This is a genomic window from Shewanella sp. MBTL60-007, assembly GCF_019654915.1.
In the GTDB taxonomy this organism is placed as follows: Bacteria; Pseudomonadota; Gammaproteobacteria; order Enterobacterales; family Shewanellaceae; genus Shewanella.
Map to the genome: position 1 here is coordinate 67,721 of NZ_BPET01000016.1, position 25,559 is coordinate 93,279.

General features: G+C 43.5%; 19 protein-coding genes and 6 tRNA genes. 8 read left to right on the plus strand and 17 right to left on the minus strand.

The window, feature by feature from the left end; genetic code table 11:
- Nucleotide 1 precedes the first annotated feature (1 nt).
- From rsxA to K5Q92_RS07780, 4 genes are all read right to left on the minus strand, one after another.
- Complete coding sequence (rsxA, locus tag K5Q92_RS07765; RefSeq protein ID WP_012155587.1) at nucleotides 2-580, minus strand: electron transport complex subunit RsxA; 579 nt, start codon at nucleotides 578-580, stop codon at nucleotides 2-4.
- A gap of 107 nt (nucleotides 581-687) precedes the next feature.
- Nucleotides 688-2,604, minus strand: a complete 1,917-nt coding sequence (locus K5Q92_RS07770) for an EAL domain-containing protein (RefSeq protein ID WP_220768442.1) — start codon at nucleotides 2,602-2,604, stop codon at nucleotides 688-690.
- A gap of 152 nt (nucleotides 2,605-2,756) precedes the next feature.
- A tRNA-Asn gene (locus K5Q92_RS07775) sits at nucleotides 2,757-2,832 on the minus strand.
- 38 nt (nucleotides 2,833-2,870) lie between these two features.
- A tRNA-Asn gene (locus tag K5Q92_RS07780) sits at nucleotides 2,871-2,946 on the minus strand.
- An 891-nt stretch (nucleotides 2,947-3,837) separates the two neighbouring features.
- Here K5Q92_RS07780 and uvrB point away from each other — a divergent pair.
- Entirely contained in the window at nucleotides 3,838-5,841 is a 2,004-nt protein-coding gene (gene uvrB / locus K5Q92_RS07785; RefSeq protein WP_220768443.1) for an excinuclease ABC subunit UvrB, read from the plus strand.
- A gap of 176 nt (nucleotides 5,842-6,017) precedes the next feature.
- Here uvrB and rrtA read toward each other — a convergent pair whose 3' ends face one another.
- Both rrtA and queC read right to left on the minus strand, forming a co-directional pair.
- The gene (gene rrtA / locus K5Q92_RS07790) at nucleotides 6,018-6,617 is read right to left on the minus strand and encodes a rhombosortase (protein WP_220768444.1); all 600 of its coding nucleotides are present in this window, start codon (nucleotides 6,615-6,617) and stop codon (nucleotides 6,018-6,020) included.
- Nucleotides 6,611-7,294 carry a 7-cyano-7-deazaguanine synthase QueC gene (queC, locus tag K5Q92_RS07795; protein ID WP_220768445.1) on the minus strand — a complete coding sequence of 228 codons (684 nt, stop codon included), beginning with the start codon at nucleotides 7,292-7,294 and terminating at the stop codon, nucleotides 6,611-6,613. The genes rrtA and queC overlap by 7 nt, the downstream gene beginning before the upstream one ends.
- A 127-nt stretch (nucleotides 7,295-7,421) precedes the next feature.
- Here queC and queE point away from each other — a divergent pair, with 127 nt between their 5' ends.
- Nucleotides 7,422-8,090 carry a 7-carboxy-7-deazaguanine synthase QueE gene (gene queE / locus K5Q92_RS07800; protein WP_220768446.1) on the plus strand — a complete coding sequence of 223 codons (669 nt, stop codon included), beginning with the start codon at nucleotides 7,422-7,424 and terminating at the stop codon, nucleotides 8,088-8,090.
- Nucleotides 8,091-8,183: 93 nt separating this feature from the next.
- Here the strand turns inward: queE and K5Q92_RS07805 are convergent, their stop codons facing one another.
- The 5 genes from K5Q92_RS07805 to K5Q92_RS07825 all read right to left on the minus strand — a co-directional run bounded on the left by K5Q92_RS07805 (nucleotide 8,184) and on the right by K5Q92_RS07825 (nucleotide 10,017).
- Nucleotides 8,184-9,260 (minus strand): PLP-dependent cysteine synthase family protein, encoded by a 1,077-nt coding sequence (locus K5Q92_RS07805; protein WP_308443579.1) that lies wholly within the window; start codon nucleotides 9,258-9,260, stop codon nucleotides 8,184-8,186.
- Nucleotides 9,261-9,472: 212 nt separating this feature from the next.
- Nucleotides 9,473-9,557 (minus strand) — tRNA-Tyr (locus tag K5Q92_RS07810).
- A 97-nt stretch (nucleotides 9,558-9,654) separates the two neighbouring features.
- Nucleotides 9,655-9,739, minus strand: a tRNA-Tyr gene (locus K5Q92_RS07815).
- A 78-nt stretch (nucleotides 9,740-9,817) separates the two neighbouring features.
- Nucleotides 9,818-9,902 (minus strand) — tRNA-Tyr (locus K5Q92_RS07820).
- A gap of 30 nt (nucleotides 9,903-9,932) precedes the next feature.
- Nucleotides 9,933-10,017 (minus strand) — tRNA-Tyr (locus tag K5Q92_RS07825).
- Nucleotides 10,018-10,374: 357 nt separating this feature from the next.
- Here K5Q92_RS07825 and K5Q92_RS07830 point away from each other — a divergent pair.
- The 3 genes from K5Q92_RS07830 (at nucleotide 10,375) to K5Q92_RS07840 (ending at nucleotide 13,531) form a co-directional block, all read left to right on the plus strand.
- Entirely contained in the window at nucleotides 10,375-10,866 is a 492-nt protein-coding gene (locus tag K5Q92_RS07830) for a VC2046/SO_2500 family protein (RefSeq protein ID WP_220768458.1), read from the plus strand.
- A gap of 75 nt (nucleotides 10,867-10,941) precedes the next feature.
- Nucleotides 10,942-11,229 carry a DUF406 family protein gene (locus K5Q92_RS07835; RefSeq protein WP_220768447.1) on the plus strand — a complete coding sequence of 96 codons (288 nt, stop codon included), beginning with the start codon at nucleotides 10,942-10,944 and terminating at the stop codon, nucleotides 11,227-11,229.
- 130 nt (nucleotides 11,230-11,359) lie between these two features.
- Nucleotides 11,360-13,531 (plus strand): EAL domain-containing protein, encoded by a 2,172-nt coding sequence (locus K5Q92_RS07840; protein WP_220768448.1) that lies wholly within the window; start codon nucleotides 11,360-11,362, stop codon nucleotides 13,529-13,531.
- Between the two features lie 26 nt (nucleotides 13,532-13,557).
- Here K5Q92_RS07840 and K5Q92_RS07845 read toward each other — a convergent pair whose 3' ends face one another.
- Nucleotides 13,558-14,037: a YchJ family protein gene (locus K5Q92_RS07845; protein WP_220768449.1), complete on the minus strand. Its 480-nt coding sequence runs from the start codon at nucleotides 14,035-14,037 to the stop codon at nucleotides 13,558-13,560.
- On the minus strand, nucleotides 14,024-14,578 hold the full coding sequence (locus tag K5Q92_RS07850) for a nuclear transport factor 2 family protein (protein ID WP_374758442.1): 555 nt from the start codon (nucleotides 14,576-14,578) through the stop codon (nucleotides 14,024-14,026). The genes K5Q92_RS07845 and K5Q92_RS07850 overlap by 14 nt, the downstream gene beginning before the upstream one ends.
- 185 nt (nucleotides 14,579-14,763) lie before the next feature.
- Here K5Q92_RS07850 and smrA point away from each other — a divergent pair, with 185 nt between their 5' ends.
- Nucleotides 14,764-15,366: a DNA endonuclease SmrA gene (gene smrA / locus K5Q92_RS07855; protein ID WP_259649520.1), complete on the plus strand. Its 603-nt coding sequence runs from the start codon at nucleotides 14,764-14,766 to the stop codon at nucleotides 15,364-15,366.
- 86 nt (nucleotides 15,367-15,452) lie between these two features.
- Here the strand turns inward: smrA and K5Q92_RS07860 are convergent, their stop codons facing one another.
- Nucleotides 15,453-17,291: a M2 family metallopeptidase gene (locus K5Q92_RS07860; protein WP_220768451.1), complete on the minus strand. Its 1,839-nt coding sequence runs from the start codon at nucleotides 17,289-17,291 to the stop codon at nucleotides 15,453-15,455.
- Nucleotides 17,292-17,473: 182 nt separating this feature from the next.
- Between K5Q92_RS07860 and K5Q92_RS07865 the strand changes: the two genes are divergently transcribed.
- Both K5Q92_RS07865 and K5Q92_RS07870 read left to right on the plus strand, forming a co-directional pair.
- Nucleotides 17,474-18,121, plus strand: coding sequence for a TetR/AcrR family transcriptional regulator (locus K5Q92_RS07865; RefSeq protein ID WP_220768452.1), 648 nt, complete (start codon nucleotides 17,474-17,476; stop codon nucleotides 18,119-18,121).
- Nucleotides 18,122-18,126: 5 nt separating this feature from the next.
- On the plus strand, nucleotides 18,127-20,409 hold the full coding sequence (locus K5Q92_RS07870; protein WP_220768453.1) for an acyl-CoA dehydrogenase: 2,283 nt from the start codon (nucleotides 18,127-18,129) through the stop codon (nucleotides 20,407-20,409).
- A gap of 213 nt (nucleotides 20,410-20,622) precedes the next feature.
- Here K5Q92_RS07870 and K5Q92_RS07875 read toward each other — a convergent pair whose 3' ends face one another.
- The 3 genes from K5Q92_RS07875 to K5Q92_RS07885 form a co-directional block, all read right to left on the minus strand.
- Nucleotides 20,623-22,755: a hypothetical protein gene (locus K5Q92_RS07875; RefSeq protein WP_220768454.1), complete on the minus strand. Its 2,133-nt coding sequence runs from the start codon at nucleotides 22,753-22,755 to the stop codon at nucleotides 20,623-20,625.
- Nucleotides 22,756-23,060: 305 nt separating this feature from the next.
- On the minus strand, nucleotides 23,061-24,497 hold the full coding sequence (pyk, locus tag K5Q92_RS07880) for a pyruvate kinase (RefSeq protein WP_220768455.1): 1,437 nt from the start codon (nucleotides 24,495-24,497) through the stop codon (nucleotides 23,061-23,063).
- Between the two features lie 183 nt (nucleotides 24,498-24,680).
- Entirely contained in the window at nucleotides 24,681-25,535 is an 855-nt protein-coding gene (locus K5Q92_RS07885) for a MurR/RpiR family transcriptional regulator (RefSeq protein WP_012155570.1), read from the minus strand.
- Between the last annotated feature and the right edge of the window lie 24 nt (nucleotides 25,536-25,559).

A 25,559-nucleotide genomic window follows, 5' to 3' on the forward strand; every position in this document is an offset into this window, starting at 1 on the left:
TTTATTTAACTAACCCCGTGAATCCCATAAACGCAAGTGACATCAGTCCCGCAGTTACCATTGCAATAGCCCCACCTTTAAATGGCGTAGGAACATCGGCTGCGGCAAGGCGCTCTCGCATGGCGGAGAATAGAATCAGGACCAACGAGAAGCCAACAGCAGCGCCAAATCCAAAGATAGCGGATTCAATAAAACCATGTTTTTCATTGATATTAAGAAGCGCGACACCGAGTACGGCACAGTTAGTGGTGATTAAAGGCAAGTAAATGCCTAGCGCACGATGCAAGGAAGCACTGGTTTTTTGAACTAGCATCTCAGTAAACTGCACGACAACGGCAATCACGAGAATAAAGCTCATCGTTCGCAGATAACCTAGGTCAAACGGCAGTAATAAATACTGATTAACTAGGTAGCTTAAGATAGAGGCCAGTGTTAATACAAACGTTGTCGCCATCGACATGCCGATGGCTGACTCCAGTTTGCTAGATACCCCCATGAAGGGGCAAAGGCCAAGAAATTTTACTAATACGAAGTTGTTGACCAGCACTGTGCCGATCAATAACAGGAGATATTCGCTCATCTCTAATCAATTTGTTAGACAGAATTACCGCTATTATCGGCTTTTCCTAAGCTATTAACAACACATAGAAAGCAAGGATAAAAAGTTTGCTTTATAAATAGTCAGAATTAAACGGTATTTGCTGTCTTTTCCTCCTGCTTCAATGGACTAGGTTCGGCGATATAGTAACCTTGCAAACCATCGATAAGCAGTTGTTCCATCGCAAGCTTATCTTCTTGTTTTTCAACACCTGTGGCGATGACTCTGATCCCAAGCTTGCGAGCTATATCGATAATCATTTTAACGAAAAACTTATTGTGTGGATCTAGGGTGATCTCTTGGGTATAGCTATGGTCTAACTTAATATAATCGGGACGAACCTCTTTAAAGAACTTAAATGAGGTAAAGCCGAGCCCAAAGCGCTCTATAGAGATCCGTGAACCTACGCTATGGAGTTCATTAATAAAGTGATAGGTGGCACTGAGATTTGTCTGCATACCGGACTCACTCACCTCAAACACGAGCCTTGCAGCTATCTGCCTTTGTTTGGTTAATATATTTTTTAACCAAGAGACAAAAGGCTTGTTAGTTGCTGAGGCCGCGCTGATATTGATGCCAATCAAGCCAGTAAGATTCGGGCTTTGCAGCAACAACCTTAGGGTATTGAGTACGACTAGCTTATCTAGTTCTTCACTCATGCCGTGACGTTCAGCCATGGAAATGACTGTTGTCGTGGGTAATAGTTTTCCTTCGCTATTATAAAATCGGGATAATAGCTCACGATAAGATTCAACATCATTACGACATGGGCGGATCGGTTGAATATAAAACTTGATGGCTTTACGTCTCAGTAGATCGTTGATGGCTACCTTCCAGCGACTTTCGCCAAACAGTTCTCCACCAGTGAGTTTCTCCTGAATATGATAGCAATTGGGGCCGAGAGTTTGAGCGATACTGACGGCCGTGTCCGCAAGTGTCATCAAGGATGCTGGATCGCTGTCTTCAAGGTAAGGCACTATACCGATATGGGCGATAGATGGCGTGCCAATCTGGTGTTGATATTCGCGAAAAGACGATTTCAATTGGTTGGCGATGGTTGAACATTGTTTAATTGTTATATCTGGGATAACAACGGCAAAATCAGCTGTGGAGATCCTAAAGAATTGCGAGCGTGTGGGTTCATTTATAGCAAGCCTAATCTCGTTAGCAATTCGGCAAAGATAATCATCACCGGCCTCTCTACCATGTAGTTGGTTGATATTGGCAAGCTCCGTGGCTTTGACTATTACCAAGATCCCGAACTCTTTAGACTCAGCTTTACAGATCTCATCGAGTTTCTCGGTAAAACGTGCTTTTGTCGCGAAACCTGTAATCGGGTCTTGAAACACGGTTTTACTCAGTTGGTTATTGAGCTCTTTTAGTTCACCGACTTTCGCCTTTAGCGTCTGTTTGGCTTTCTCTAAGGTTAAGCCGATATTTCGAAATTCCCCTCTAAACTGAGATTGGTCGATAGCTTCAAAAGAGAGCTGACTGAGCTTTTCGATATTTGCCGTGATGGAACGAATGCTTTTTCTCTGTTTTAGGCTGAGCAGAAGGTGGAAAAAGGCAATGACAACAAAGCAACCCCAGATAATGAGCAGATGATTTTGGAATTGGCGGATAGTTTGTTTCTGTAATAACTGGCTGGAAAGTTTGATCTGTAGCCGGCCCGCCTCCAAAACTTGAGTATGGGGTGATTCGATGATAAATAATTTCGCTAACATAGAATCGCTTGCAGCGATTAACTTACCCCTAGTGAAGTTATTACCGCTATCAAACGCATCGATATATTGGAAAAACTGAAAGCTAAATTTGGGCTTAAGCATTTCGTAAAGTGCTTGGCCTGTACCTTGCCATGCATTTTCCTGCGCGATCGCTGTCGAGTATTGATCAAGTTGCTGAGCAGATTGTTTAGTGAGGTTTTGGTGTGCGTATTGGTAGCTTAAATAGGAGAGTCCTATAAACAGCAAAAAAAGAAACAACTGGAAATATTTTGAGGTTGTCATAAAGAATCCGTTCAACACGATCAAAAAACTCTTAGGGAGAGTAATACTGGTTTAGTGGGATGTATTATAAACAGGTTTGATCTTGAATTGCAGTGGATTTATTACGTGATACAGAATTGAAATGGAAAGCAGGTGAGGTGTTAGGAAAAGGTTGGCTCCCCAGACTGGACTTGAACCAGTGACATACGGATTAACAGTCCGCCGTTCTACCGACTGAACTACAGGGGAGTCGTAAAAACCTTTCAAACATTCTAACTAAATTAAAGTGGCTCCCCAGACTGGACTTGAACCAGTGACATACGGATTAACAGTCCGCCGTTCTACCGACTGAACTACAGGGGAATCGTTTAAGTTACGTCTCGTTGAAGACGGAGCGCATATTAAATCGCTCTTACAATTGAGTCAACTCGACAAGGGAAAAAAAATGAAATTATACGCTTAAGTGCTCACCTAGTGCACATAATGCTGATGGATGCAGCGTTTTTGTTAAAATATGAACAGTTATAAATGCAAGTATATGAGTTAATCACTATTTTCTATCATTAAATGATTTATCTGTTCTCAAGTTATGCTGTGAGAATTACAAATGTAGGAAACTTTCAGATATTCCAGACTTCATACTTTAGTTGTAGCAAGTGCTACAAGCCCCAGTAGATAAGCTCTGTAAGAGTTATCCACTGAATCTGTGGATAAGCCTGTGGGTTACACCGGAAAATCATCGGCAAATGCCGATGAAATGGGCGTTGAACTTAAATTGAGCGAATTTCTTGATTGTTTTTTTTACTCAGTAAAAACAACGTGATGGAAAAAGCAACACTTTATTGTGGTGTTTTCAAAAGTGTTGCTAAAGTGTAACTGAATTATCGGTGATTATTGTGAATTAAAAGGCCGAATATACAGGCTTTGGCAATAGCAAACTCTAAAAATCGCAATTTTACTCGACGTTATAAAGTTTCATATGGAATAAATCTTAGTTCTATGGGTTACAGCGGGTATGGTTGTTAAATATCTCGCCTTAGAAAGGCGCCAAGCCATGATTGAGTTCGGGAACGCTTTTGCGTTGATAGCGTTGCAGAGTATAGATATAGCGTGTCGCTAGCCTAAACCCATATCAGCACTAATCGCGCTGAGCTAAGGCTCTGTTTATATACCGACTGTTAAATTAACGATTACGCGCCATTTTTGAGCAAATTAGGGTAAAATAATGGCTCATCTTTCGAGGGAAGTATCTGAGTGTCAGAATCTGTATTTCAATTAGAGTCCATGTATAAACCCGCAGGCGATCAGCCTACGGCTATTCAACAGTTAGTCGATGGACTAGAGTCGGGCGTAGCGTGCCAGACATTACTGGGGGTGACAGGATCTGGTAAAACCTTTACTGTCGCTAATGTTATTGCAAAAATGTCTCGCCCAACCATTATCATGGCGCCCAATAAGACGCTAGCAGCCCAGCTTTACGGGGAGATGAAAGAGTTCTTTCCCCACAATGCGGTCGAGTATTTCGTATCTTACTATGATTATTACCAACCGGAGGCTTATGTACCTTCAACGGGTACTTTCATTGAAAAGGACGCATCGGTCAACGCCCATATCGAGCAGATGCGCTTATCTGCCACTAAGGCGCTATTAGAAAGAAAAGATGTGGTGTTGATTGCGTCGGTGTCGGCGATTTATGGCTTGGGTGATCCTAAGTCTTATATGAAGATGCTATTACACCTGCGTGAAGGTGGGATCATGGAGCAGCGTGATATATTAAAACGCCTCAGTGAGTTGCAATATACCCGTAACGATATTGAACTGCAGCGTGGTACTTATCGGGTAAGAGGCGAAGTGATCGATATCTTTCCTGCCGACTCCGATAAGCATGCCATTCGCATCGAGCTGTTTGACGATGAGATTGAAAGATTAAGTTTATTCGATCCACTCACCGGGCACGTGGTTAAGCGTATTGCTCGGATCACTGTCTATCCGAAGAGTCACTATGTAACACCTAGGGAATCTATTTTAGCCGCGACAGAAGAGATTAAAGAGGAGTTAAGGGAGCGAAAACAGCAGCTGCTTGACCTTAATAAGCTTATTGAAGAACAGCGCATTACCGAGCGGGTTCAATATGATGTCGAGATGATGACTGAACTTGGCTATTGCTCAGGTATCGAGAACTATTCTCGCTACCTGTCAGGAAGAGCGCCTGGCGATGGACCTCCTACCTTGCTTGATTATTTGCCTGATGATGGCTTGTTGATCATCGATGAGTCCCACGTGACGGTTCCGCAAATCGGCGCTATGTATAAAGGTGATCGCTCAAGAAAGATGAATCTTGTGGAGTATGGCTTCCGTCTGCCTTCGGCGCTAGATAACCGTCCGCTTAAGTTTGAAGAGTTTGAGGCCTTAATGCCTCAGAGTATTTTTGTCTCGGCAACGCCTAGTGAATACGAAATCGATAAGTCTGATGGTGAAATTGCCGAGCAGGTCGTCAGGCCTACAGGGCTACTCGATCCTGAGATCGAAGTGCGGCCGGTATCGATTCAAGTCGATGATCTGTTATCAGAGATAGGCAAACGTGTGGCCGTTAACGAACGTGTGTTAGTGACGACACTGACTAAGCGTATGTCGGAAGATCTTACCGAGTACCTCGATGAGCATGGTGTCAAAGTGAGATACTTACATTCTGATATCGACACCGTTGAGCGCGTTGAGATCATCAGAGACCTGAGATTAGGCGTATTCGATGTGCTTATTGGCATTAACTTGCTCCGAGAGGGGTTAGATATGCCAGAGGTCTCTTTGGTCTGTATTCTCGATGCTGATAAGGAAGGTTTTTTACGCTCTGAGCGTTCACTGATCCAGACGATTGGGCGCGCTGCCCGTAACGTTAATGGTAAGGTGATCCTCTATGGGGATCGTATTACCAAGTCGATGGAGAAAGCGATCACCGAAACCAACCGTCGTCGAGAAAAGCAGCATCAGTATAATTTGGATAACGGGATCACACCAAAAGGGGTGGTTAAGCGCATTACTGATGTCATGGATGTGGGCGATCACGAATATGTTGATAGTGAACGCGGCGTGGCAGAAACTGCGGCGGACTATCATGTGGCTAAACCTGCTGATATCAGCCATGACATCGATAGGTTAGAAAAGCAGATGCATGAACACGCTAAAAACCTCGAATTTGAAGAGGCGGCAGCAATTCGCGATAAAGTCAGCCGACTCAGAGAGCAGTTTATCAAGGCATAGTTAACCAATACATAGGTTAACCAATACATAGTTAACTTATGTATAGTTAACCAAGACCAGACGATAATAAAGCATTAGACGAGAAAAGGAGAGCAGCCAAAGCTAGCTCTCCTTTTTTACTATTAACCCTTGATGCGATGACACTATTTCTGGGGCTGAGTTTTTATTTATGTGATTTATAAACTGTGCGGCTTATAAGCCAAGTGTTTGAAAGCCAATAGCCCTGCAGCACAGATAAGCCCACTTAAAAGACCGACTAAGTGGGCTTCGGTTGCCACTCTGGCGCCGATAAGCTCAGTCATCTCACGACTCGCACCAAAAAACTGCTCATAGCCAACTTTTAAGATCACACCTAGCAGCAGTAAATACCCAGACTTTAATCCACGGCGAATATCCATAATTGCGCCATACGTAAAGAGGCCGTGAAGCATACCGCTTAAGCCAACATAACCCATAAGGCTTGGGTAAAACAGCAGTAATCCTATGCCCTGCATGAGGCATAACACAAAAAAGAGTATGGCAAGTCCTTGAGCGCGATAGTGTGGTTCATGCAGTGAGATAATGACCCAAAAACCTGCGAGGTTCATGTACAGGTGCCAAGCATTGGTATGTAAGAGGTTACCGCTCAGTAGGCGCCACCATTGACCATCGATGATGAGTGGTCTCTGATAGGCCAGCAGCTCATCAAGCTTAAAGTAAAATAGGCTGATACAAACGAGCGTAATTACAAACGCAAATGTATAGGGGCTATTAGCCCCTAATTTGAGTTTTAGCATTTAGTCGCAAGTCTTGCTTGTATTGCATCTTTATCGGCGAGGTATTCTTCTAAGCCACGCTTTCTTAATAGACACGCAGGGCAAGTACCACAGCCATCGCCCTTAATCCCGTTATAGCAGGTTAAAGTTTCATCGCGAATTAGCTCAAGACTTTGGTATTTATCTGCTAAGGCCCAGGTCTCTGCTTTATCTAACCACATTAATGGAGTCTGAATCGTGAGCTGCTTATCCATGCCTTGTTCAAGGGCTGCCTGCATCGCTTTGACAAAATCATTACGACAATCTGGGTAGCCTGAAAAGTCAGTCTCGCACACACCCGTAATCACCACATCAGCGCCCAGCTGATAGGCATAGATCCCAGCGAGTGTTAGAAATAGGATATTTCTTCCCGGTACGAAGGTGTTCGGTAAGCCGTTATCCATCAGTTCGTTGGACACAGGGATTGCATCACGAGTCAGGGCTGAGATGGCCAATTCATTCAATAAGGTGACGTCCATGACCTTGTGGCTGGCAAGTTTGAGTTTTTTGCCTAGACTCTTGGCAATTTCAATCTCTTCTCTATGTCTTTGACCATAATCGAAGGTGATCCCGTGAACTTCATCAAATTGTTGAAGGGCTTGAATGAGGCAGGTTGTCGAATCTTGACCACCACTAAAAACTACAACGGCTTTTGACATAATTAAGCTTTAATCTTTCAATAAATAAGATTGAGTAGTTTAGCGCAGCTGTGAATGCTTTTAAACTACTTGCGACCATGTGAAAAATCCACTATAAATGCGGCCCAGCTAATCAAGAGGTCAGATAATGAAATATCCAGTTAATGAAGTGTTTGAAACAATACAAGGCGAGGGGACCTATACTGGAGTACCAGCGCTTTTTGTTAGACTTCAGGGCTGTCCTGTTGGTTGCTCTTGGTGTGATACCAAGCAAACTTGGGAGTTGTTAGAGGATAATCGAGTTGCACCGGAGCTTGTTATTCAGGTTGATGGTACTGTAGGGCGTTGGGCTGAGTTAACAGCAGAGCAGTTAGTTAAGTCTTTTAAAGATAAAGGTTTTAATGCTAAACACGTGGTGGTCACAGGTGGTGAGCCGTGTTTATATGACTTGAGCGAGCTAACTGAGTACCTGCATAGCCAAGGTTATCAAACGCAAATTGAAACCAGTGGTACCTTCGAGGTTTTGTGTGCTAAAGAAACTTGGGTCACAGTATCACCAAAGGTCAATATGAAGGGGGGTTACCCTGTTTTAGCCCAAGCGCTAAATCGAGCCAATGAGATCAAGCATCCTATTGCGACGCAAAAACATGTTGATGAGCTAGATGAGTTATTAGCAGAAATTGATGTAACTGGAAAAACAGTCTGCTTACAGCCTATTAGCCAAAAGCCTAGAGCAACTGAGTTGGCGATGAAGACCTGTATCGAGCGTAACTGGCGTTTATCGATTCAAACCCATAAATATCTCGATATTGATTAAACGCTTATCGGTAATATTTTAATAAAAAAGCCCTTGGATGTTAGCATCGCAAGGGCTTTTTTACTTTTATCAGGTCTATTTTAGCTGTCGAGGTTATCCTGCATTCGGACAGTTTAATACCGATGTAGAGCTGAATTGCTCTAGAGCTTTTTGGTAGGGGGTAAGGTCACCGATATTTTGTGCTATCCACTCGTAATTGTAATAGGTATCTAAATAGCGCTCACCCGAGTCACAAATAAGGGTGACGATAGAGCCAGTCTCACCTTTGGCTGCCATCTCGCTGGCTAGTTGTAGTGCACCATAGAGATTTGTACCAGTAGAGGCGCCAGTTTTGCGGCCAATAATTTTTTCAAGCCAATTGATTGTAGCCACTGAAGCCGGATCGGGGATCTTGCGCATCTCATCCACTACGCCAGGAATAAATGAGGGTTCCGCGCGGGGGCGACCAATGCCCTCAATCTTACTGCCGTTACAGCAGCTGATAGTGTTATCACCGCTATGGAAGTAATCAAAGAATACTGAGTTTTCAGGATCGACGACGCAGAGTTTTGTATTTAATCTTTGATAACGAATGTAGCGACCTATGGTGGCAGAAGTACCGCCAGTGCCCGGGCTCATGACTATCCAGGTTGGGATTGGGTGTTGCTCTTTCTCCATCTGGTTAAAGATAGAGTTGGCGATGTTGTTGTTTCCTCGCCAGTCGGTTGCACGCTCTGCATAGGTAAACTGGTCCATATAATGACCACCTAATTGCTGAGCTAATCGCTCAGATTCCGCGTAAATTTTGCTAGAGTGATCGACGAAGTGGCATTGACCGCCATAAAATTCGATTTGTTGAATTTTCCTCTTAGCCGTAGTGCTTGGCATAACGGCGATAAAGGGTAAACCGAGTAAGCGTGCAAAGTAAGCTTCCGATACTGCGGTACTGCCAGAAGAGGACTCGATGACCGTTGTGCCTTCTTTTATCCAACCATTACACAGCGCATAGAGAAATAGAGAGCGGGCGAGGCGGTGCTTTAAACTTCCCGTCGGGTGAGTGCTTTCATCTTTCAGGTAAATATCAATACCCTGCAAATACGGAGTATCTAGTTTGATTAAATGCGTGTCAGCGCTTCGTTGAAAATCGGCTTCAATTTTTTCGATTGCTTGATTTACCCAAGAGTTAGTCACGATGTCGCCTCAGTAAAAACATTGAAGCTAAATCATAGTGAAAAGGCGTTGGGAATGATAGTGCAAAAGTGACGAGTTTAAACTTGCTGAAAGTTATAACTGCTTGATTAACATTGCTAATGTTTTTGGGTGCTATTCGACTGGTAGGTAATTAGAACGAAGTTTAATCGTGGTGGAGGCATTTATCGGCAGAGCTGAAATGGGCGAAGAAGTGGTGGAGGGAGAAGGATTCGAACCTTCGAAGGCTGAGCCGTCAGATTTACAGTCTGATCCCTTTGGCCACTCGGGAACCCCTCCACATTGTCTTACTTCGTCTTACACACAATATTGGCCTATTGTGTTTACTGCTTTTACGTCTTAATCACTAATAAATTAGTACTAGTAAGTTAAGAAGTGGTGGAGGGAGAAGGATTCGAACCTTCGAAGGCTGAGCCGTCAGATTTACAGTCTGATCCCTTTGGCCACTCGGGAACCCCTCCACATTGTCTTACTTCATCTTGCGCACAATATTGGCCTATTGTGTTTACCGCTTTACATCTTGTTCAACTTGATAGAAATGGTGGAGGGAGAAGGATTCGAACCTTCGAAGGCTGAGCCGTCAGATTTACAGTCTGATCCCTTTGGCCACTCGGGAACCCCTCCACGAATATCTTTCTACAAATTGTGTGCAAATGGTGGAGGGAGAAGGATTCGAACCTTCGAAGGCTGAGCCGTCAGATTTACAGTCTGATCCCTTTGACCACTCGGGAACCCCTCCTCAATTGCGGCGGCAATAGTAGTCAGAATTTTTTCTGCTGTAAAGCTTAAATATGAAATAAACCCCAAAGTCTTTGACTGTTTGGTCAATTAACTTACAACGGCTTGTTTTGGCGCTTTATTCTTGTTCAATATGACGATTAATTACCGTTTAACTCCAATAGTGGAACCTTAGTGTGCTGCTCAAGTATATGGCTAACTCACCTAATAATAGCGAGTTAATGGCTACGGGAGGGGATTTTGGCAACTGAGCGTTATAAGCTTATTTAGGCTTAAATATGAAATAAAGCCTAAAGAATTCGTTTGCGCGGTCGATTACCTACTAACGAGTTGTTTTATTGGTTTATTTTTGTTCAGAATGAATGTTACGCAGGTAGAAAGTACATTAATCAACGAATCTCAGTTAGGTTCGAGACTCAATCATGCCGTTGGTGCAAACCGACGGGGTGAGTTTGGTCTATTGCTTTCTATGCTATCGGAAGATGCGCGGGATATGGCGCAATTTCAGACTGAAGCTCACCTTAATCATGATTTACGTGCCAAATTCGAACTTCCAACGGCGCAGGCGTTAATTGGGCAACTCGATGGAGACATCATGGTGACGGACAATAGCCAAGTTCACCAACAAAGTGGCACCACCGCTTTTCGGTTAGCGAACGTACTCAATGAAGAGGCTTTGGTCATTCGCAGTAAAGAATCGTTAGAGATGCAAGAGGTGTTGGCTAACTGTGCGCTGTCTGTTCGTCGGCGTTATAACCAAGTCGCTGTAGCACCTAAAGTGGAACTCACCCACTTTGTCGATCAATTGGTCATCCAACGTCAAATGGGTGAATTAATAGCCCAAGCTTGAAGATGAGCCTGCTTTATTTTGAATTGCTGATATATAATCAAACATTCAAATGATCCATAGTGAGACACGTTTAAGATGAAAAATATTCAAAAGGCACAATCTGATTTAGTTAATGATACCTGTAATGACTGTGGTAGCTTCGTCGATGTTGGTGCAATTATCGATGAACACGATACGGTACTAGAGCTGGAATTAAATGGCGAGAACTGTGAGCAATTGGCAACTGAAGTGATTGAAAAGGCGCAGCAGCGTTTCGATGGTGTGACTGCACAGACTCAGTTTGAAGGCCAAAGTGCAAAGGTTTATCTAACTTTTTCATTTAGCGCTGAAAAAATGATATTCCAACTGGAAAATGGTCTATAAAACAACCAAGAACATCTTGCTGAAAATAGATTAACTCGTGTAGTCTTGTACCCTATAAAAATATAGTTTTTTGCTTTAATTGATAAAGCCATTGGTAGACGCTTTTGTTTACCTTATTCTAGGATAGCGCGTGAAGAAGCATAAATCTCAGCAACTGTTAGAGTATATTGTTAATTCTGAAGCAAAACAGCAAGGTGACTTTAGAGGCACTGCACAAATTGCGTCAGAGTTACTCTCTAAGCTGTTTAGTGTGTCTCGAATTGTCGTTTCTGCATTATCGTCAGAAACAGATACGCTTGAGCAAGTCGTTTCTCTATCTGTTGACTCGACTTCATCAGGCGCTATATCCCGTCCAAATCCATCTACATGTCCCATATTTATTCGTCAGCTTAAGGACGAACTCTATATTACCGCACAGAGTTGCTGTGATGATAATCGTTTGCTTGAGCTCAAACCCTATTACCAAGAGCATGGCGTATTGTCAGTCTTGGAAGTGGCCATTCGAATAAATGGTCAGTTAGAGGGGATCCTCAGCCTAGAGCGAACCATGGTGCAAGCCCCTTGGAGCGAAAGTGAGGTTCAGCTCTGTTCTCAAGTCGCCGATCAACTGGCACTGACCTTAGCAACGCAACACGGCTATGATAAAGATGAACGCTTAACGCTCTTTTTGTCTGCTGCAGAGCAGTCTGACCACATTATGATGGTAGTGAATTTAGCATCAGACTGTATCGAGTACGTCAATCGGGCACACTTCAATTTAACTCAGGTGCCCAAAGCGCGAATATTAGGGCGAAAAGTTCAAGTTTTAGATCTGTTTAAGCAACACCCTTTGTTAGCCGAGGCGGTATTAGTGAAGGCCCGAACCGGAGAGGCCGTTTCCGAGGAAGTCAATCTAGTCCGTCATGATGGTTCTTCCTACTGGATGCGCTTTTCTGTAAAGCGCTTTATCTCGAGTCGAGGTAACCATTTCGCGTTGGTTAACGCCAAAAATTGCACCGAAGAGCATCATCACCAAAGTGAGTTAGTCCGCCTAGCGTGGCGCTGTAGCCTAACAGGACTTTATAATCGCACCCATTTTAGTCGAGTACTCGAACGTGCTACATCGGGTCATCTAGTCCTAGTCGATCTTAGAGGGTTTAAACGTTTTAATGACACCTATGGCCATGCTAATGGGGATGTGATGTTGGTTGAAATCGCGAGACGTATTCGCCACTTTGCCGAGGTCAATCAGCTGTCCGAGGTGGCACGAATTGGTAGTGATGAATTCGGTATTTTACTTGAAAATGAAGACGAAGAGTCGACAATTGAGCTGACGACAGAGCGCCTATATCGTCAGCTTGAAGCGCCTATCACTATTGGTATTGAACAGATAGAGCCGAAACCCGCGATAGCAAGAGTGGATCTCGCCTCCATCGAGAAACAGTTCTCCGGACTAACCTGTGCCGATATTGCCCTGCAGTATGCGAAGAGCAAGCAAGGTCAAGCGATTCAGGTGTTTAATTCCGCTTTGCTCAATGCCTTTAAAGAAGATGCTCAGATAGAAAGGGATCTTGCAGTTGCTGTAAAGGGACGACAGTTTGAGCTCTATTACCAGCCCCTTAAAGATCTTAAAAAGCAGTCCTATATAGGCGCGGAAGCGCTGCTTCGTTGGCATCACCCTAAGAAAGGGGTTCTTTACCCTGGTGCCTTTATCGATATTGCAGAGCAGACAGGATTGATTAGTGACATTGGCTCTTGGGTACTCGAGGCCGCTTGTAAGCAGCTTAATTTATGGCAGCGGCATCAAATTGATATCTCTATGCACGTAAATGTTTCTGCGAGGCAGTTTTTTAGTGGCACTCTATTTGAGCAGGTTTGGGAGTTGGTGACCCGTTATCGGTTAAAGCCCCATAGTTTAATTCTTGAAATCACTGAAACGGAACTGATGGAAGATATCCGTTCAGCTACAAATTTATGTCATGAGTTGTCAGAGTTGGGAGTCGGGCTGGCGATTGATGATTTTGGAACGGGCTACTGCTCGATGCGGTATCTAAAGCAGTTTCCAATTAGTAAGTTAAAAATAGACCGTTCATTTATCTCCGATCTCTCTGTAAGTCATGAAAGCCGTGAAATTGTCAGTGCGATTATCGCGATGGCATCGGCATTAAATATCTCTTTAACGGCCGAAGGTGTAGAGACTCGAGAGCAGGAGCAATTTCTCGCACAACATCAGTGTCATCAGGCCCAAGGCTTCCTTTACAGCCCAGCTTTAAGGGTATCTGAATTTGGTCAGTTTTTACAAAAACCGACCTTAATCCATTAAAATTTCCTTAGGCTTCTTTATATGCGCTACTTGGCGCAGCACTGCTTAAACTTCTTACCACTTTGACAAACGCATTTGTCGTTGCGTTTTGGCAATATTGGTGTCTTCTGTTCACCTTGAGTGTAGAACCACCGCCCATTTTGTTTGGTAAAGTCTGATCTCTCATGGATAGCGTCTAGCTCATTATCAAGCTTATACCAAGCCTGAAAGCTCACTTGTCCCGTATCACCATCTTGCTTGCTCGATATGACATCTAAACTCAGCCATTGTGGCAGAGGCTCTTGGGCTAAGGTTTGCTCATTGAGACCGTCTAAATAATCACTGTGATGGGTGTCGATTAAATAGGGATAATTTTTTAGGTAAAAAGCGCAGAATCTCGAGCGCATAAGCTGCTCAGGACTCTGTGCTAACTGTTGATTTAGATGAAGTGGTTGACAGCAGTGTTGGTAACTACTCCCCGAGCAACAAGGGCAAGGAGAGTCAGCTTCAAAGTTAGGGTTTGTCATGGGTATTAGGTAATGCGTTTTGGCTTAATGCTGGAAATTGACGCCCATAATAAAGGTTTGGGCTGGGTTTGGCATTATAATAAAACGAAGCTTCGGCTCGGTTATTAGTATCGACCGTTAAGTACCATTTGCCATCACGTTTCTTTTTGGACACACCGACAAACTTTCCTGCAAATTCGCTACTTGGTTCACCGTCATCGATTGGAGGGTGAAAACGAATAAGGTAATAGCCAATATCGGTTGCGCTATTGCCTTCAATATTGCGTTCAATTACCCGAAAGTCGACCTCAATTTTGGCATTTTTATGTTTAATTTTACCAAAAAAAGTCTCGTACAGGGCGACAATATTGTCGCGACCTAAAGTGATCTCTTCATCTTGCCCCTCGGGGATATAACAGGCATCTTCCGAGTAGATTGATTTCATGATATTGGCATCTAGCTCATTAAAGGCTGCGCTAAAATGGCTATAGACGGCATTAAGCGCGTCGTTATCATTGGCGAAAGCGACTTGAATGAAGCTGAAGTATAATGTGCTTACCAATGTAAGCGCTGTAGCAACTTTTTTGAGCATTTAATTAGGATTAACCGAGAACATATTAATTATCACTATAATAGATGGTTAAGGTGAACTAAAGTATTAGATCTTTACAAGATGTGTAGAAATATTCTTTTAGACCTGTAATTAGCCAATAATAGCTGTTCAAGGTAGTTTGGGGCGTGAAGCCGATGGGAGTGCTTATGGGCGAAGAGGATATGAGTCTTTTTCTCGAAGAGATGGCCAATGTTCGGCCACTAAAAAATAATACGGCTTCCACGATTGGGGAGCAGAAAGTCTCAACGCAAGCGCAAAATTTACGCCGAGCTCAACTTCAAATGAGCGAGCAGTTGGCTAAGTTAGCGACAGATGTCAACGAGATCGAACCTGCTGAACCAGAGGCGATAATTGAATTCAAGCGTGACGGCGTACAAGACGCTGTATTTCATCGTTTCAGCCGCGGCGGCTATCCGATAAAACATGAGATTTTGCTGCACCAGCTAAAAGTACAGCAGGCGCGAGAAGTCCTCTATAACGAGATCCAAAAGAGTCGACAAAAAGGTGAGAGGAGTATTCTGGTTGTTCATGGTAAAGGGGTTAACAGTAAACCTATCGCTGGGTTAATGAAGTCTTTTGTGGCGAATTGGCTTGAGCAGATAGATGAAGTGCTGGCGTATCATAGTGCGCAGACCCACCATGGCGGCGCGGGGGCATTATATGTGATGCTGGCAAAATCTGAGCAGAAACGGATTGAAACCAAAGAAACCAACCATAAAGGCGTGAATATTAGGTGATCTTTTAGAGAGTTAAAAAAGGCTATCTTAGGTTAGATAGCCTTTTTGCTTAGTGATAATTAGTAGGTATTAACGAGTCTATTGTTTTACCAACCACACTGTCGATTAGCAGTTTTGTTTTGCTCATCTAGCCAAGTTTGCAGCGGTGCAAAGTAATCGAGTACCGCATTGGCGTCCATCTCTTTAGTGCCAGTCACAGCGGCTAAGGCTTCAGGCCACGGCTTACTCTGGCCCATCTCTAACATGGTGTTTAACTTAGCACCGGCTTCTTTATTGCCGTAGATACTGCATCTGTGAACAGGACCTGTATCGCCGGCAATTTCACATAATGATTTGTGGAATTGGAATTGCAAAATATGGGCGAGGAAATAGCGTGTGTAAGGCACATTGCCTGGTACATGGTATTTAGCACCGGGATCGAAATCTGCTTCACTGCGGGCGATAGGGGCTTTAACACCTTGGTATTTTTCCCGAAGCTCCCACCACGCCTGATTATATTGTTCTGGCGTAATTTCACCGCTGAATACCTTCCAGCGCCATTGGTCGATCATTAAACCAAAGGGAAGGAATGCGACTTTATCCAGTGCTTGCTTTAGCAGTAGGCCAATATCTTTAGACGCATCTGGGACCTCATCAAGTAAGCCTATCTGCTTGAGGTAGTTTGGGGTGATAGATAGGGCAACCGTATCACCTATTGCTTCATGGAAGCCATCGTTGGCGCTATTTTTAAAGATAAACGGCTGTTCTTTATAGGCGCGTTGATAGAAGTTGTGGCCGAGTTCATGATGGATCACGGTAAAGTCTTCGGCGGTCTTTTGAATACACATCTTGATACGAATATCATCGCGGTTATCCAGATCCCAAGCCGAGGCGTGACAAACCACATCACGGTCTTCAGGCTGGACAAATAAAGAGCGCTCCCAGAAAGTGTCGGGTAGAGGTTCAAAACCTAAAGAAGTAAAGAAGCCTTCGGCTTGCTCAACCATCTTTATCTCATCATAATTATGCTTGGCTAACAACTCGGTGACGTCATAGCCAGGATCGGCATCTTCTGGGGCAACTTGATTATAAATATTGCCCCAGCTCTGTGCCCACATATTACCCAGTAGGTGAGCGGGTATTGGGCCAGATTCTGGAGCGACCTCATCACCATATTGCTCGTTAAGTTCACCGCGCACGTAACAGTGTAGCGAGTCATATAGGGGTTTGACTTGGCCCCATAGACGGTCGAGTTCGGTTGAAAACTCATCAGGTTTCATATCGTAATTGCTACGCCAAAGCTCAGATAGGTTAGCGTAGCCAAGATCTTTCGCTCCCTCATTAGCTAGCTCGATTTCTCTTTCAAATAGCGGGCGCATAGGTTTTGCGATTTCACGCCAGCCTTGCCAAACCTCTAGTAATTCATCTGGATTGTTAGACTCCCCCATAATGGCCGAAAGCTCGGGCTGAGTTAAACAGCGGCCATCTTTAAAGCAGTATTTACCTTTGCCGTATAAGCCGTTCAGTTCGGCGCTGATCTTTGCTAACTCGGCGTTCTTAGCAGGATCAAGAGGAGCGGGGAGTACGATTGAGCTTCGTAGAATATTGAGTTTACGTTTTTCCTGAGCGCTTAAGTTAAGATCGGCGTACTGAGCCGATTTAGTGGCGAGCTCGACCGATGTCGCGGTGTACTTTTCAGATACGCTAGCTGCAAGTGCTGCGGTGTCCTGAGTAATAAAGTTACTGTAGATCCATTCAGAGCGATTAATCTCAATAGAGAGATCGGCCATCTTAGATTCTGCATCCTTGATAAACTGTTTTGCTTCTATGGTCTTATCGGCGCTTACTTCTGTACTCTCGACATCAGTGCTATTACAAGCAGCAACGCCAAGTGTTAACGCTATGACTGCCGACAGCTTAGAAACCTGAACTAGGTTTTTATTCATCGTTTAAATCCCTTGTTATTATTGTGTTGCTTATTTTACTTATTTTGTTGCTGATTAATAGCGGATTAAAACAGGTGTGCCAACGTTGACTCTGTTTTGGGCGATATCGGGATTTTGTTTGACAATGGGCAAGCGAATGTTTAATTTAAACGAGTGTTTTAAATAGATATAAAGGCAAAGGAATGGCAAATCGCTCCGATACAAAAACAAGAATACTCGATGCTGCGGAAAAGTTATTTGCAGAAAGAGGTTTCTCTGAGACCTCTCTAAGACTAATTACCAGTAAAGCAGAGGTAAACCTTGCATCTGTTAATTATCACTTCGGCTCTAAAAAAGAGCTGATTAGAGCGGTATTGGCCCGTTACCTCGATGTATTTATGCCTAGCGCTGCAGAGGCTATCATCGCAGTTCAAAAAAACAATGCCGATGCATCGTTAAACGATATATTCTCAAGTTTAGTCGCCCCACTGCTCGACCTTAATAGCCTAAGAACAGAAGGTACAACAACCTTCCTGCAACTACTTGGTCGTGGCTATATAGAAAGCCAAGGTCACCTTCGCTGGTTTATCACCACCCATTATGGCGAGTATTTGGGACTATTTGTAAAGGCTGTAGCCCAAAGTGCACCGCATATTCCGCCAGCAGAGATGTTCTGGCGACTACACTTTACCTTAGGCACGATCGTCTTCACCATGGCATCAGCCGATGCACTAACCGAAATTGCAGAAGCCGACTTTGGGGAGCACAATGATATTGAAGCTGTTATTAGAAAAGTCATTCCGTATTTGTCTGCCGGAGTGTCCGTTCCACTTACTAAGGATGTAATGTAAAACTTATGGCTACGACATTACTAGTGCTATTGCTTATCGCAATAGTGGTTGTATTCAGTGTTAAAAATATCAGGATGCAGGTAATCTCGCGTCCTGTTTTCAGTTTTTTCAAAAAAGTGCTGCCACCGCTCTCCAATACTGAGAAAGAAGCGATGGAAGCTGGTGATGTTTGGTGGGAGGGTGAGCTATTTAAAGGCAAGCCAAACTGGCAGATACTTCACAGTTACGGTAAACCGACGCTGACCTCAGAAGAGCAAGAATTTATCGATAACCAAGTCATGACCGCATTAACTATGATCGATGACTACAATATAGTTAATGATAGAAAAGACTTACCGCCTGAGCTTTGGGACTACTTTAAGAAAGAGGGATTTTTCGCGCTTATCATCCCTAAAAAATACGGCGGCAAGGCATTTTCAGCCTACGCGAATTCAACGATTGTCAGTAAAATTGCCAGTCGCAGTGTCAGTGCAGCAGTCACCGTTATGGTGCCAAACTCATTGGGCCCAGGTGAGTTACTGACCCATTACGGTACTAGCGAGCAAAAAGATTACTGGTTACCACAACTTGCCGATGGCCGTGCGATTCCATGCTTTGCGTTAACAGGCCCTGAAGCGGGCAGTGATGCAGGCGCTATCCCCGATTCAGGTATCGTTTGTCGTCAAGAGTTTAACGGTGTAGACACTTTAGGTTTAAAGCTTAACTGGGATAAGCGCTATATTACTCTTGCGCCAGTGGCGAATGTACTGGGTCTTGCCTTTCAAATGTATGATCCTGACGGCCTTCTCGGTGACACTAAGCATATCGGGATTACCTGTGCTTTGATCCCAACCGATCATGATGGCGTTGAGATAGGTAGCCGTCATAACCCACTCAACTTGGCCTTTATGAACGGCACAACTCGCGGTAAAGATGTATTTATCCCATTGGATTGGATTATCGGTGGTTCACAGTACGCCGGTCGCGGTTGGAGAATGTTGGTTGAGTGCTTATCGGCTGGGCGCGGTATTTCATTGCCTGCACTGTCAACGGCTTCAGGCCATATGACAACCAAGACAACGACCGCATACAGCGCCGTTCGTCAGCAGTTTGGTTTAGAGATCGGTAAATTTGAAGGCGTACAAGAAGCCTTAGCTCGTGTGATCGCCAATACTTATCAGCTTGAAGCGGCTAGACGCTTGACTACCACCGGAATCGACTTAAAGGTTAAACCTTCTGTGGTGACTGCGATCGCTAAGTATCATATGACAGAGCTTGGCAGAAAGGTTGTCGATGATGCAATGGATATCCAGTCGGGTAAAGGGATTCAATTGGGGCCGAAGAACTATTTGGGTCACGGTTATATGGCGCTGCCAATCTCTATTACTGTTGAAGGGGCAAATATTTTAACCCGCAGTCTGATGATCTTTGGCCAAGGGGCAACGCGTTGTCACCCATATGTATTGGCAGAAATGGAAGCGGCAGGCATGGAAGATACTAGTGCTGGCCTTGAGCGTTTTGATGCCTTGTTGCTTGGGCATATTGGTTATGCGACTCGTAATGCCTTTAGTGCCTTGGGTAATGCCTTGACTGGAAGTCGTTTTGCTCAGTCACCTGTTAGTGGCGAAACTAAGCAGTATTATAAAGATATGACCCGTTTATCTGCAGGTTTAGCCCTGATGACCGATGTTTCTATGTTGATCTTAGGCGGTGACTTAAAACGCAAAGAGATGCTCAGTGCGCGTATGGGGGATGTGTTAAGTCAGCTCTACTTGGGCTCTGCCACATTGAAGTTATTTGAAGATAACGGTCGTCAGTTTGATGACTTACCTGCAGTGCGCCATGTTATGGCGACCCGCTTGCACTTAGCTGCCAAAGCGCTTGATGAAGCGATTCGTAATTTCCCTAATCGTGGCGTGGCGTTATTGCTTCGAGCATTAATTTTCCCACTGGGTAATCGCTTTAAAGATGCCAGTGACAAGTTATCGATAGAGCTAGCTAATGCGATGAGTCAGCCAGGGCCTGCCCGTGACAGACTGACATTTCTTTGCCCTGACTTTGAGGGAGATACCAGTGGTATCGCCGAAGTCGAAAATGCTTTTGTTGCTAAGCACGCTTGTAAAGGCCTGTATAAGAAGCTCAAGAGTGCACAGAAAGAGGGCAGTTTGCCCACTAAGTTAGCACCATTGGCATTATTTGATGCTGCGCTAGAGATAGCATTGATCACCGAGCAAGAATATCAAAGCTTAGTGAAAGCCGATGAGTTAAGATTAGCGGCCATCGCAGTTGATGAGTTTGAAGCGCTGTAAGTAACTGAGCTAATAATCGCAGCTTGTTTTAATCAATATTGACGAGCAATTAAATAAAATGCCGCCTAATGATGTACATCAATGAGTACAGAGTATGGCGGCATTTTTTATTTAAATATGACGTTCCTTTATATTGATTGCAATTGAATCCAAATCGATCCGTCTATTTAATAGCTATACTCAATTTTTTGCATTTTCAGCTTAGGTCAAAAACTAAAAATATCGGCTTCTGAACTTGTTTAGCTCTGTGCCTGCTATCGGGGTAAGGGCTTTATCAATTGCGATGAGTTGTAGGTATTCTTCGGGATAAAACTGCTTTATTCTTGCAACTCTCGCGTAATGACTAGCACGGAATTTGGGATACAGGGGGATCAGTTTGGGCAGGTTCTCATGTAACTGACCGTTTTCATAGCTAAGCTCTAGCAGTGTATCAAGGGCGTCTAAGCCATATTTATCAATATCCAGTTTAAAGTTATTGTCGACTAAAAATTGGATTGCTTGTGGCGAATTTAATGCTGCAGCGATGTAGGCATCATTCCCTAATAGATCTATTATCGAAAAATCAAAGCCTTGATGTAATAAGTCTTGCCATTTCTCCACAGGTAACCCTCTAAGTGAGAGTATACTTGACGGCATTTGAGGAGAAACTCTCACATTCCATGCTGATAGAAATTCGATATTACTGCGTAGCATATAATGAAATAGAGCATCTGTTTGTGTCTGGGTCAGTGGAGTTTGTGCGCTATACTCAAGTGCTTGTGATGTCTTTCCCTCTGCTAATAAGCGTTCAAATGTATCACTCGAGTCTGAATTTAATGGCGCAGGTTGATAGTTAAGCTCAAGCTTTTGCCAGAGACCAACAAGAACTGGGTCTATTTGATGCAATCGCTGCTTAACGTCAATTGGATTTTGTTTTATCTCATCAATGATGTCATAGGCTTTATCTCTTCCTTCAAAGCCTTGCTCAGAAAGCAGTTGTTGCTTTACAGATGCGCATAACTCTGACTCTCGCTTCATTGCCTTTTGCTTGTTTTTTGATTCGGTAATGGCAATGGAGATAACAGAGTTATCGGGTTCAAGCTGCTGAACATTAAAGCTTTTATCTATAAGGGGGATACTTTTAAGAAGTGATTTTAATTTGATATTAGAGATACTTTGAGTATTTGTGTGTGCGTTTCTTGGAGCCTTAAAAACAGTATGAGTCAAATTGTTAAACTGCTTTATTTTCCCGTGGGCTTTATAACCTTCAGCTTTTAAGTAGCTCAGCGTTGCGAGTACCTTGTTGGTGTCGGGGTTGAGTTTATTGTACTCGGTGCCGTTACGTGGCAAATTCAATATAGCGATGTCCATTGCTGTTAATATGCCAGGCTCATTAATAGGTTTAACACCGTACTTGGATAATAATTTTAGAGCATCAACATGAAAATTAGCGGCTGCGATATCGGCAAGATTTTCGTAACGTATAAAACGTTCCTGTGTCAATATAGGCATATCGCCTAAAGATTTTGTTTGCTTGATCAAGGGAACTAAATATTCTGTTGCCATTTTATTGTTGAGCGCAATTGCCACTTCGTTGACCGTAAATGTACGTAAGGCAATAGCTTGCTCATATTCTTCGATTTTAAGGTTCTCAGCACTTAATATGAATAGAATTGATGGTGATAAAACAGGACTGTCGCCAATTGAAAGTGGAGAATCTAAATAAGTAGAAAAGTTCTCATTGTTATCAAGTAGGGCATAGATATCCGCTTTTTTTATATCTTGCGCTAAAGATATAGACATATTAAGTCCGTGATTTTGATTTTCTAATGGTTGAAGCGCTGCGACCAATTCATTAAGTGTGTCAGTGTTCAAGCCTTCAATGACAGACATACCATTCCACTCATTTAAAATTGATACTGATTGAGTGAAGGAATATTTGTTTTCTTCAATATTCACTTTAGCTTTAACAAGCAGGCTCTGATAACTATCGTAGAATGTTTGGTATTGCGCCTCATAAGCGAGTAGCTCGCGATCCGTTTTACCTTGCTTCAACTCATGCTCAAGTGCGGTAACTACACCGCTGTGGACATCGTCAACATACTCACTGAAGTTATAGCTACGTTCCTGGCATTGAGCATGCGCAAAAGTAAGCTGCTGAACCTTGGTTTTTTGAACATTTATGTTATTGGGGGGCGATTTGATTGTTGGCTGTTGAGCGGTTATTTCACGACTGATATTGGAAGAGTCAATTTTGTGGGGAATATTTTGTAGCAGGTACTTATCGCTTTTATTACTACTATAAACATAATAGCCACCTAGGCTGCTTATCGTGAAACACGAGATAACCAGTAACTTCCGTTTCATTGTTCAACTTTTCCTTGTTGCTTTTTATATCTATGAGCCTATGTTTTCTATGTGATTAATATATAAGCTAAGGCACTTTAAATCTATCTAATAATAGTATCGAAATGTTGCGCTGGTATATGAAGGGAGCTTTTGAAACTTACTGATCTATAAAGTTGCATCTTAGATTTGTTTTAATACATTTTTACTAGCGTTAAATTTCACATTTTCAGAGTTTTCGCTTTCAGAGATATAAAAAAGCTACTATTAACAAATAGTAGCCTTTTATTACTGAGTGTTCTTAAGGGTAAGCTTGAGTATTTGGATTAAACAACAACAACCTTACTGGTGTTAGTGCCACCAACGGTTTCCATCGCGTCGCCCTTAGTCATCATCGCCATATCACCTTTTTGTAGGTAACCAGCTTGTGCTAGGGTGTCGAGTGCCTTTTGTGCAACCGCTTCTGGAGAATGGGTTGTCGAATCAAAGTACACTGGCTGAACACCACGATAAAGTGCCATCTTAGCCAAAGTAGACTCATGACGAGACAGAGCAAAAATTGGCAGGGCAGAGCTGATACGTGACATCATCTGCGGCGTTGCACCTGATTCGGTCAGAGCGATGATCGCCTTGATACCTTCAAGGTGGTTCGCAGCATACATTGTCGATAACGCAATGGTTTCTTCGATAGTTGTAAACTGCTGATCCAATCTGTGCTTAGACACTTGAACACTCGGGTGAGACTCGGCGCCTAAACAAACTTGAGCCATGGCTTTCACCGTTTCTTCTGGGAAGTCACCGGCTGCGGTTTCGGCGCTAAGCATTACGGCGTCAGTACCATCGAGTACTGCGTTCGCAACGTCCATAACCTCTGCACGTGTTGGCATCGGGCTAGAGATCATTGACTCCATCATTTGAGTTGCCGTGATAACAGGCTTATTCAATTGACGAGAACGGCTAATGAGTTTCTTCTGAACCGCAACAAGTGCAGGATCACCGATTTCAACACCTAAGTCACCACGGGCAACCATTACAGCATCTGATGCAATGATCACATCATCCATCGCTTCGTCTGTAGCAACGGCTTCTGCACGCTCCACTTTAGAAACGATCAATGCGTTGCTACCCGCTTTACGCGCTAAATCACGTGCATAATTAAGATCTGCTCCGCTTCTTGGGAAAGAGACGGCGAGGTAGTCAACATTAATCGCCGCAGCAGTAATGATGTCTTGCTTATCTTTTTCAGTTAGCGCTGCAGCAGAAAGGCCACCGCCTTGCTTGTTGATACCTTTATTGTTTGATAAAGGACCGGCAACTGTCACAGTGGTGTGAACCTTGTTACCTTCAACACTTTCAACGCGTAACTGAACGCGGCCATCATCGAGCATTAAGATGTCACCAAGACTAACGTCTTGTGGTAATTCTTTATAATCGATACCGACTTGGTTCTCATCACCTTCACCTTTCGCGAGATCAGCATCAAGGGTATAGGCTTGGCCAAGCTCTAACATCACCTTCTTGTTGTCTTTGAAAGTTGAGATACGGATTTTAGGACCCTGTAGATCGCCTAAAACAGCTACATGAACACCGAGCTCTTTTGCAATCGCTCGAGTATCGTCTGCGCGTTTCTTATGATCTTCTGGTGCACCGTGAGAGAAGTTTAAGCGAACAACGTTAGCGCCGGCAGCAATAATGCGGCGTAAGTTGTCATCACGGTCGGTGGCTGGACCCAAAGTTGTTACAATTTTGGTTCTGCGGAACATGACATACTCCGTTAAGTTTAAAAAATTCTGACCCTATATTAACAGACAATATCCTTTAATGTAGTAAAATTACGAGCAAAATGATCTAACTCAAGTTTTTAATTTTGTGACCTATTCCAACATATAGCTGAAAATAGGCAATTCAACCTAAGCCAAATTGCCTAAATTCATGTAGGAAGTCAGTTACAAAACTGGATCTTTGTCTATTCTTGATTCTTTTAACACTTCCTTTACTCGCTTCAAATTCTCACGGAAACGAGGACCTCGTCTAAGTGTAAATCCTGTCGCTAACACATCAATTATAACTAATTGTGCTAAACGTGAAGCCATAGGCAAGTACATATCGGTATCTTCTGGCACTTCCATTGTTACGGGAAGTGTACATACAGTTGATAGCGGGGAATGTCTGGCAGTAATGCCGATAACTGCAGCGCCATTTTCTCTCGCAAGTTTTGCAATATCGATAAGCGATTTAGTTCGGCCTGTATGAGAGATCAATACCACTACATCGCCCTCGTTACTGTTTATACAGCTCATACGCTGCATAAGAACATCGTCAAAACTGATAACAGGCACATTAAAGCGGAAGAATTTATTTTGAGCGTCATGGGCAACGGAAGCTGACGCGCCTAGGCCAAAGAAGGAGATTTTTTTAGCCTGAGTAAGAATGTCTACCGCCTTGTTGATAGCTGCGGTGTCGATACTTTGTCTAGCAGTATCTAAAGAGGCCATTGAAGATTCGAAAATCTTAGTGGTGTAAGAGTCTGGACTATCGTCTTCTTCAACATGGCGGCTAACATAAGGCGTACCGTTAGCTAGGCTTTGCGCTAAGTGGAGTTTAAAGTCTGGAAAGCCCTTAGTATCAAGGCGGCGGCAGAAACGGTTAACCGTTGGTTCACTTACATCTGCCATCTTAGCCAGCGTTGCAATACTCGAGTGAATAGCAGTCTGTGGCGAAGATAAAATGACTTCTGCAACTTTACGTTCAGATTTACTAAAATGGGTAAGGCTTTTCTGCACCTTTTCTAGGGTATTCATATGCGTACGTCCACTCAATAGTAA

Bases quoted from the DNA above. Each gene is read 5' to 3' on its own strand.
- K5Q92_RS07870 (WP_220768453.1), top strand. From the start codon at position 18,127: ATGGCTACGACATTACTAGTGCTATTGCTTATCGCAATAGTGGTTGTA.
- K5Q92_RS07835 (WP_220768447.1), top strand. From the start codon at position 10,942: ATGAAAAATATTCAAAAGGCACAATCTGATTTAGTTAATGATACCTGT.
- queC (WP_220768445.1), bottom strand. From the start codon at position 7,294: ATGTCAAAAGCCGTTGTAGTTTTTAGTGGTGGTCAAGATTCGACAACC.
- pyk (WP_220768455.1), bottom strand. From the start codon at position 24,497: ATGTTCCGCAGAACCAAAATTGTAACAACTTTGGGTCCAGCCACCGAC.
- K5Q92_RS07885 (WP_012155570.1), bottom strand. From the start codon at position 25,535: ATGAATACCCTAGAAAAGGTGCAGAAAAGCCTTACCCATTTTAGTAAA.
- K5Q92_RS07830 (WP_220768458.1), top strand. From the start codon at position 10,375: ATGAATGTTACGCAGGTAGAAAGTACATTAATCAACGAATCTCAGTTA.
- rrtA (WP_220768444.1), bottom strand. From the start codon at position 6,617: ATGCTAAAACTCAAATTAGGGGCTAATAGCCCCTATACATTTGCGTTT.
- K5Q92_RS07875 (WP_220768454.1), bottom strand. From the start codon at position 22,755: ATGAAACGGAAGTTACTGGTTATCTCGTGTTTCACGATAAGCAGCCTA.
- smrA (WP_259649520.1), top strand. From the start codon at position 14,764: ATGGGAGTGCTTATGGGCGAAGAGGATATGAGTCTTTTTCTCGAAGAG.
- rsxA (WP_012155587.1), bottom strand. From the start codon at position 580: ATGAGCGAATATCTCCTGTTATTGATCGGCACAGTGCTGGTCAACAAC.
- K5Q92_RS07860 (WP_220768451.1), bottom strand. From the start codon at position 17,291: ATGAATAAAAACCTAGTTCAGGTTTCTAAGCTGTCGGCAGTCATAGCG.
- queE (WP_220768446.1), top strand. From the start codon at position 7,422: ATGAAATATCCAGTTAATGAAGTGTTTGAAACAATACAAGGCGAGGGG.
- K5Q92_RS07770 (WP_220768442.1), bottom strand. From the start codon at position 2,604: ATGACAACCTCAAAATATTTCCAGTTGTTTCTTTTTTTGCTGTTTATA.
- K5Q92_RS07845 (WP_220768449.1), bottom strand. From the start codon at position 14,037: ATGACAAACCCTAACTTTGAAGCTGACTCTCCTTGCCCTTGTTGCTCG.
- K5Q92_RS07865 (WP_220768452.1), top strand. From the start codon at position 17,474: ATGGCAAATCGCTCCGATACAAAAACAAGAATACTCGATGCTGCGGAA.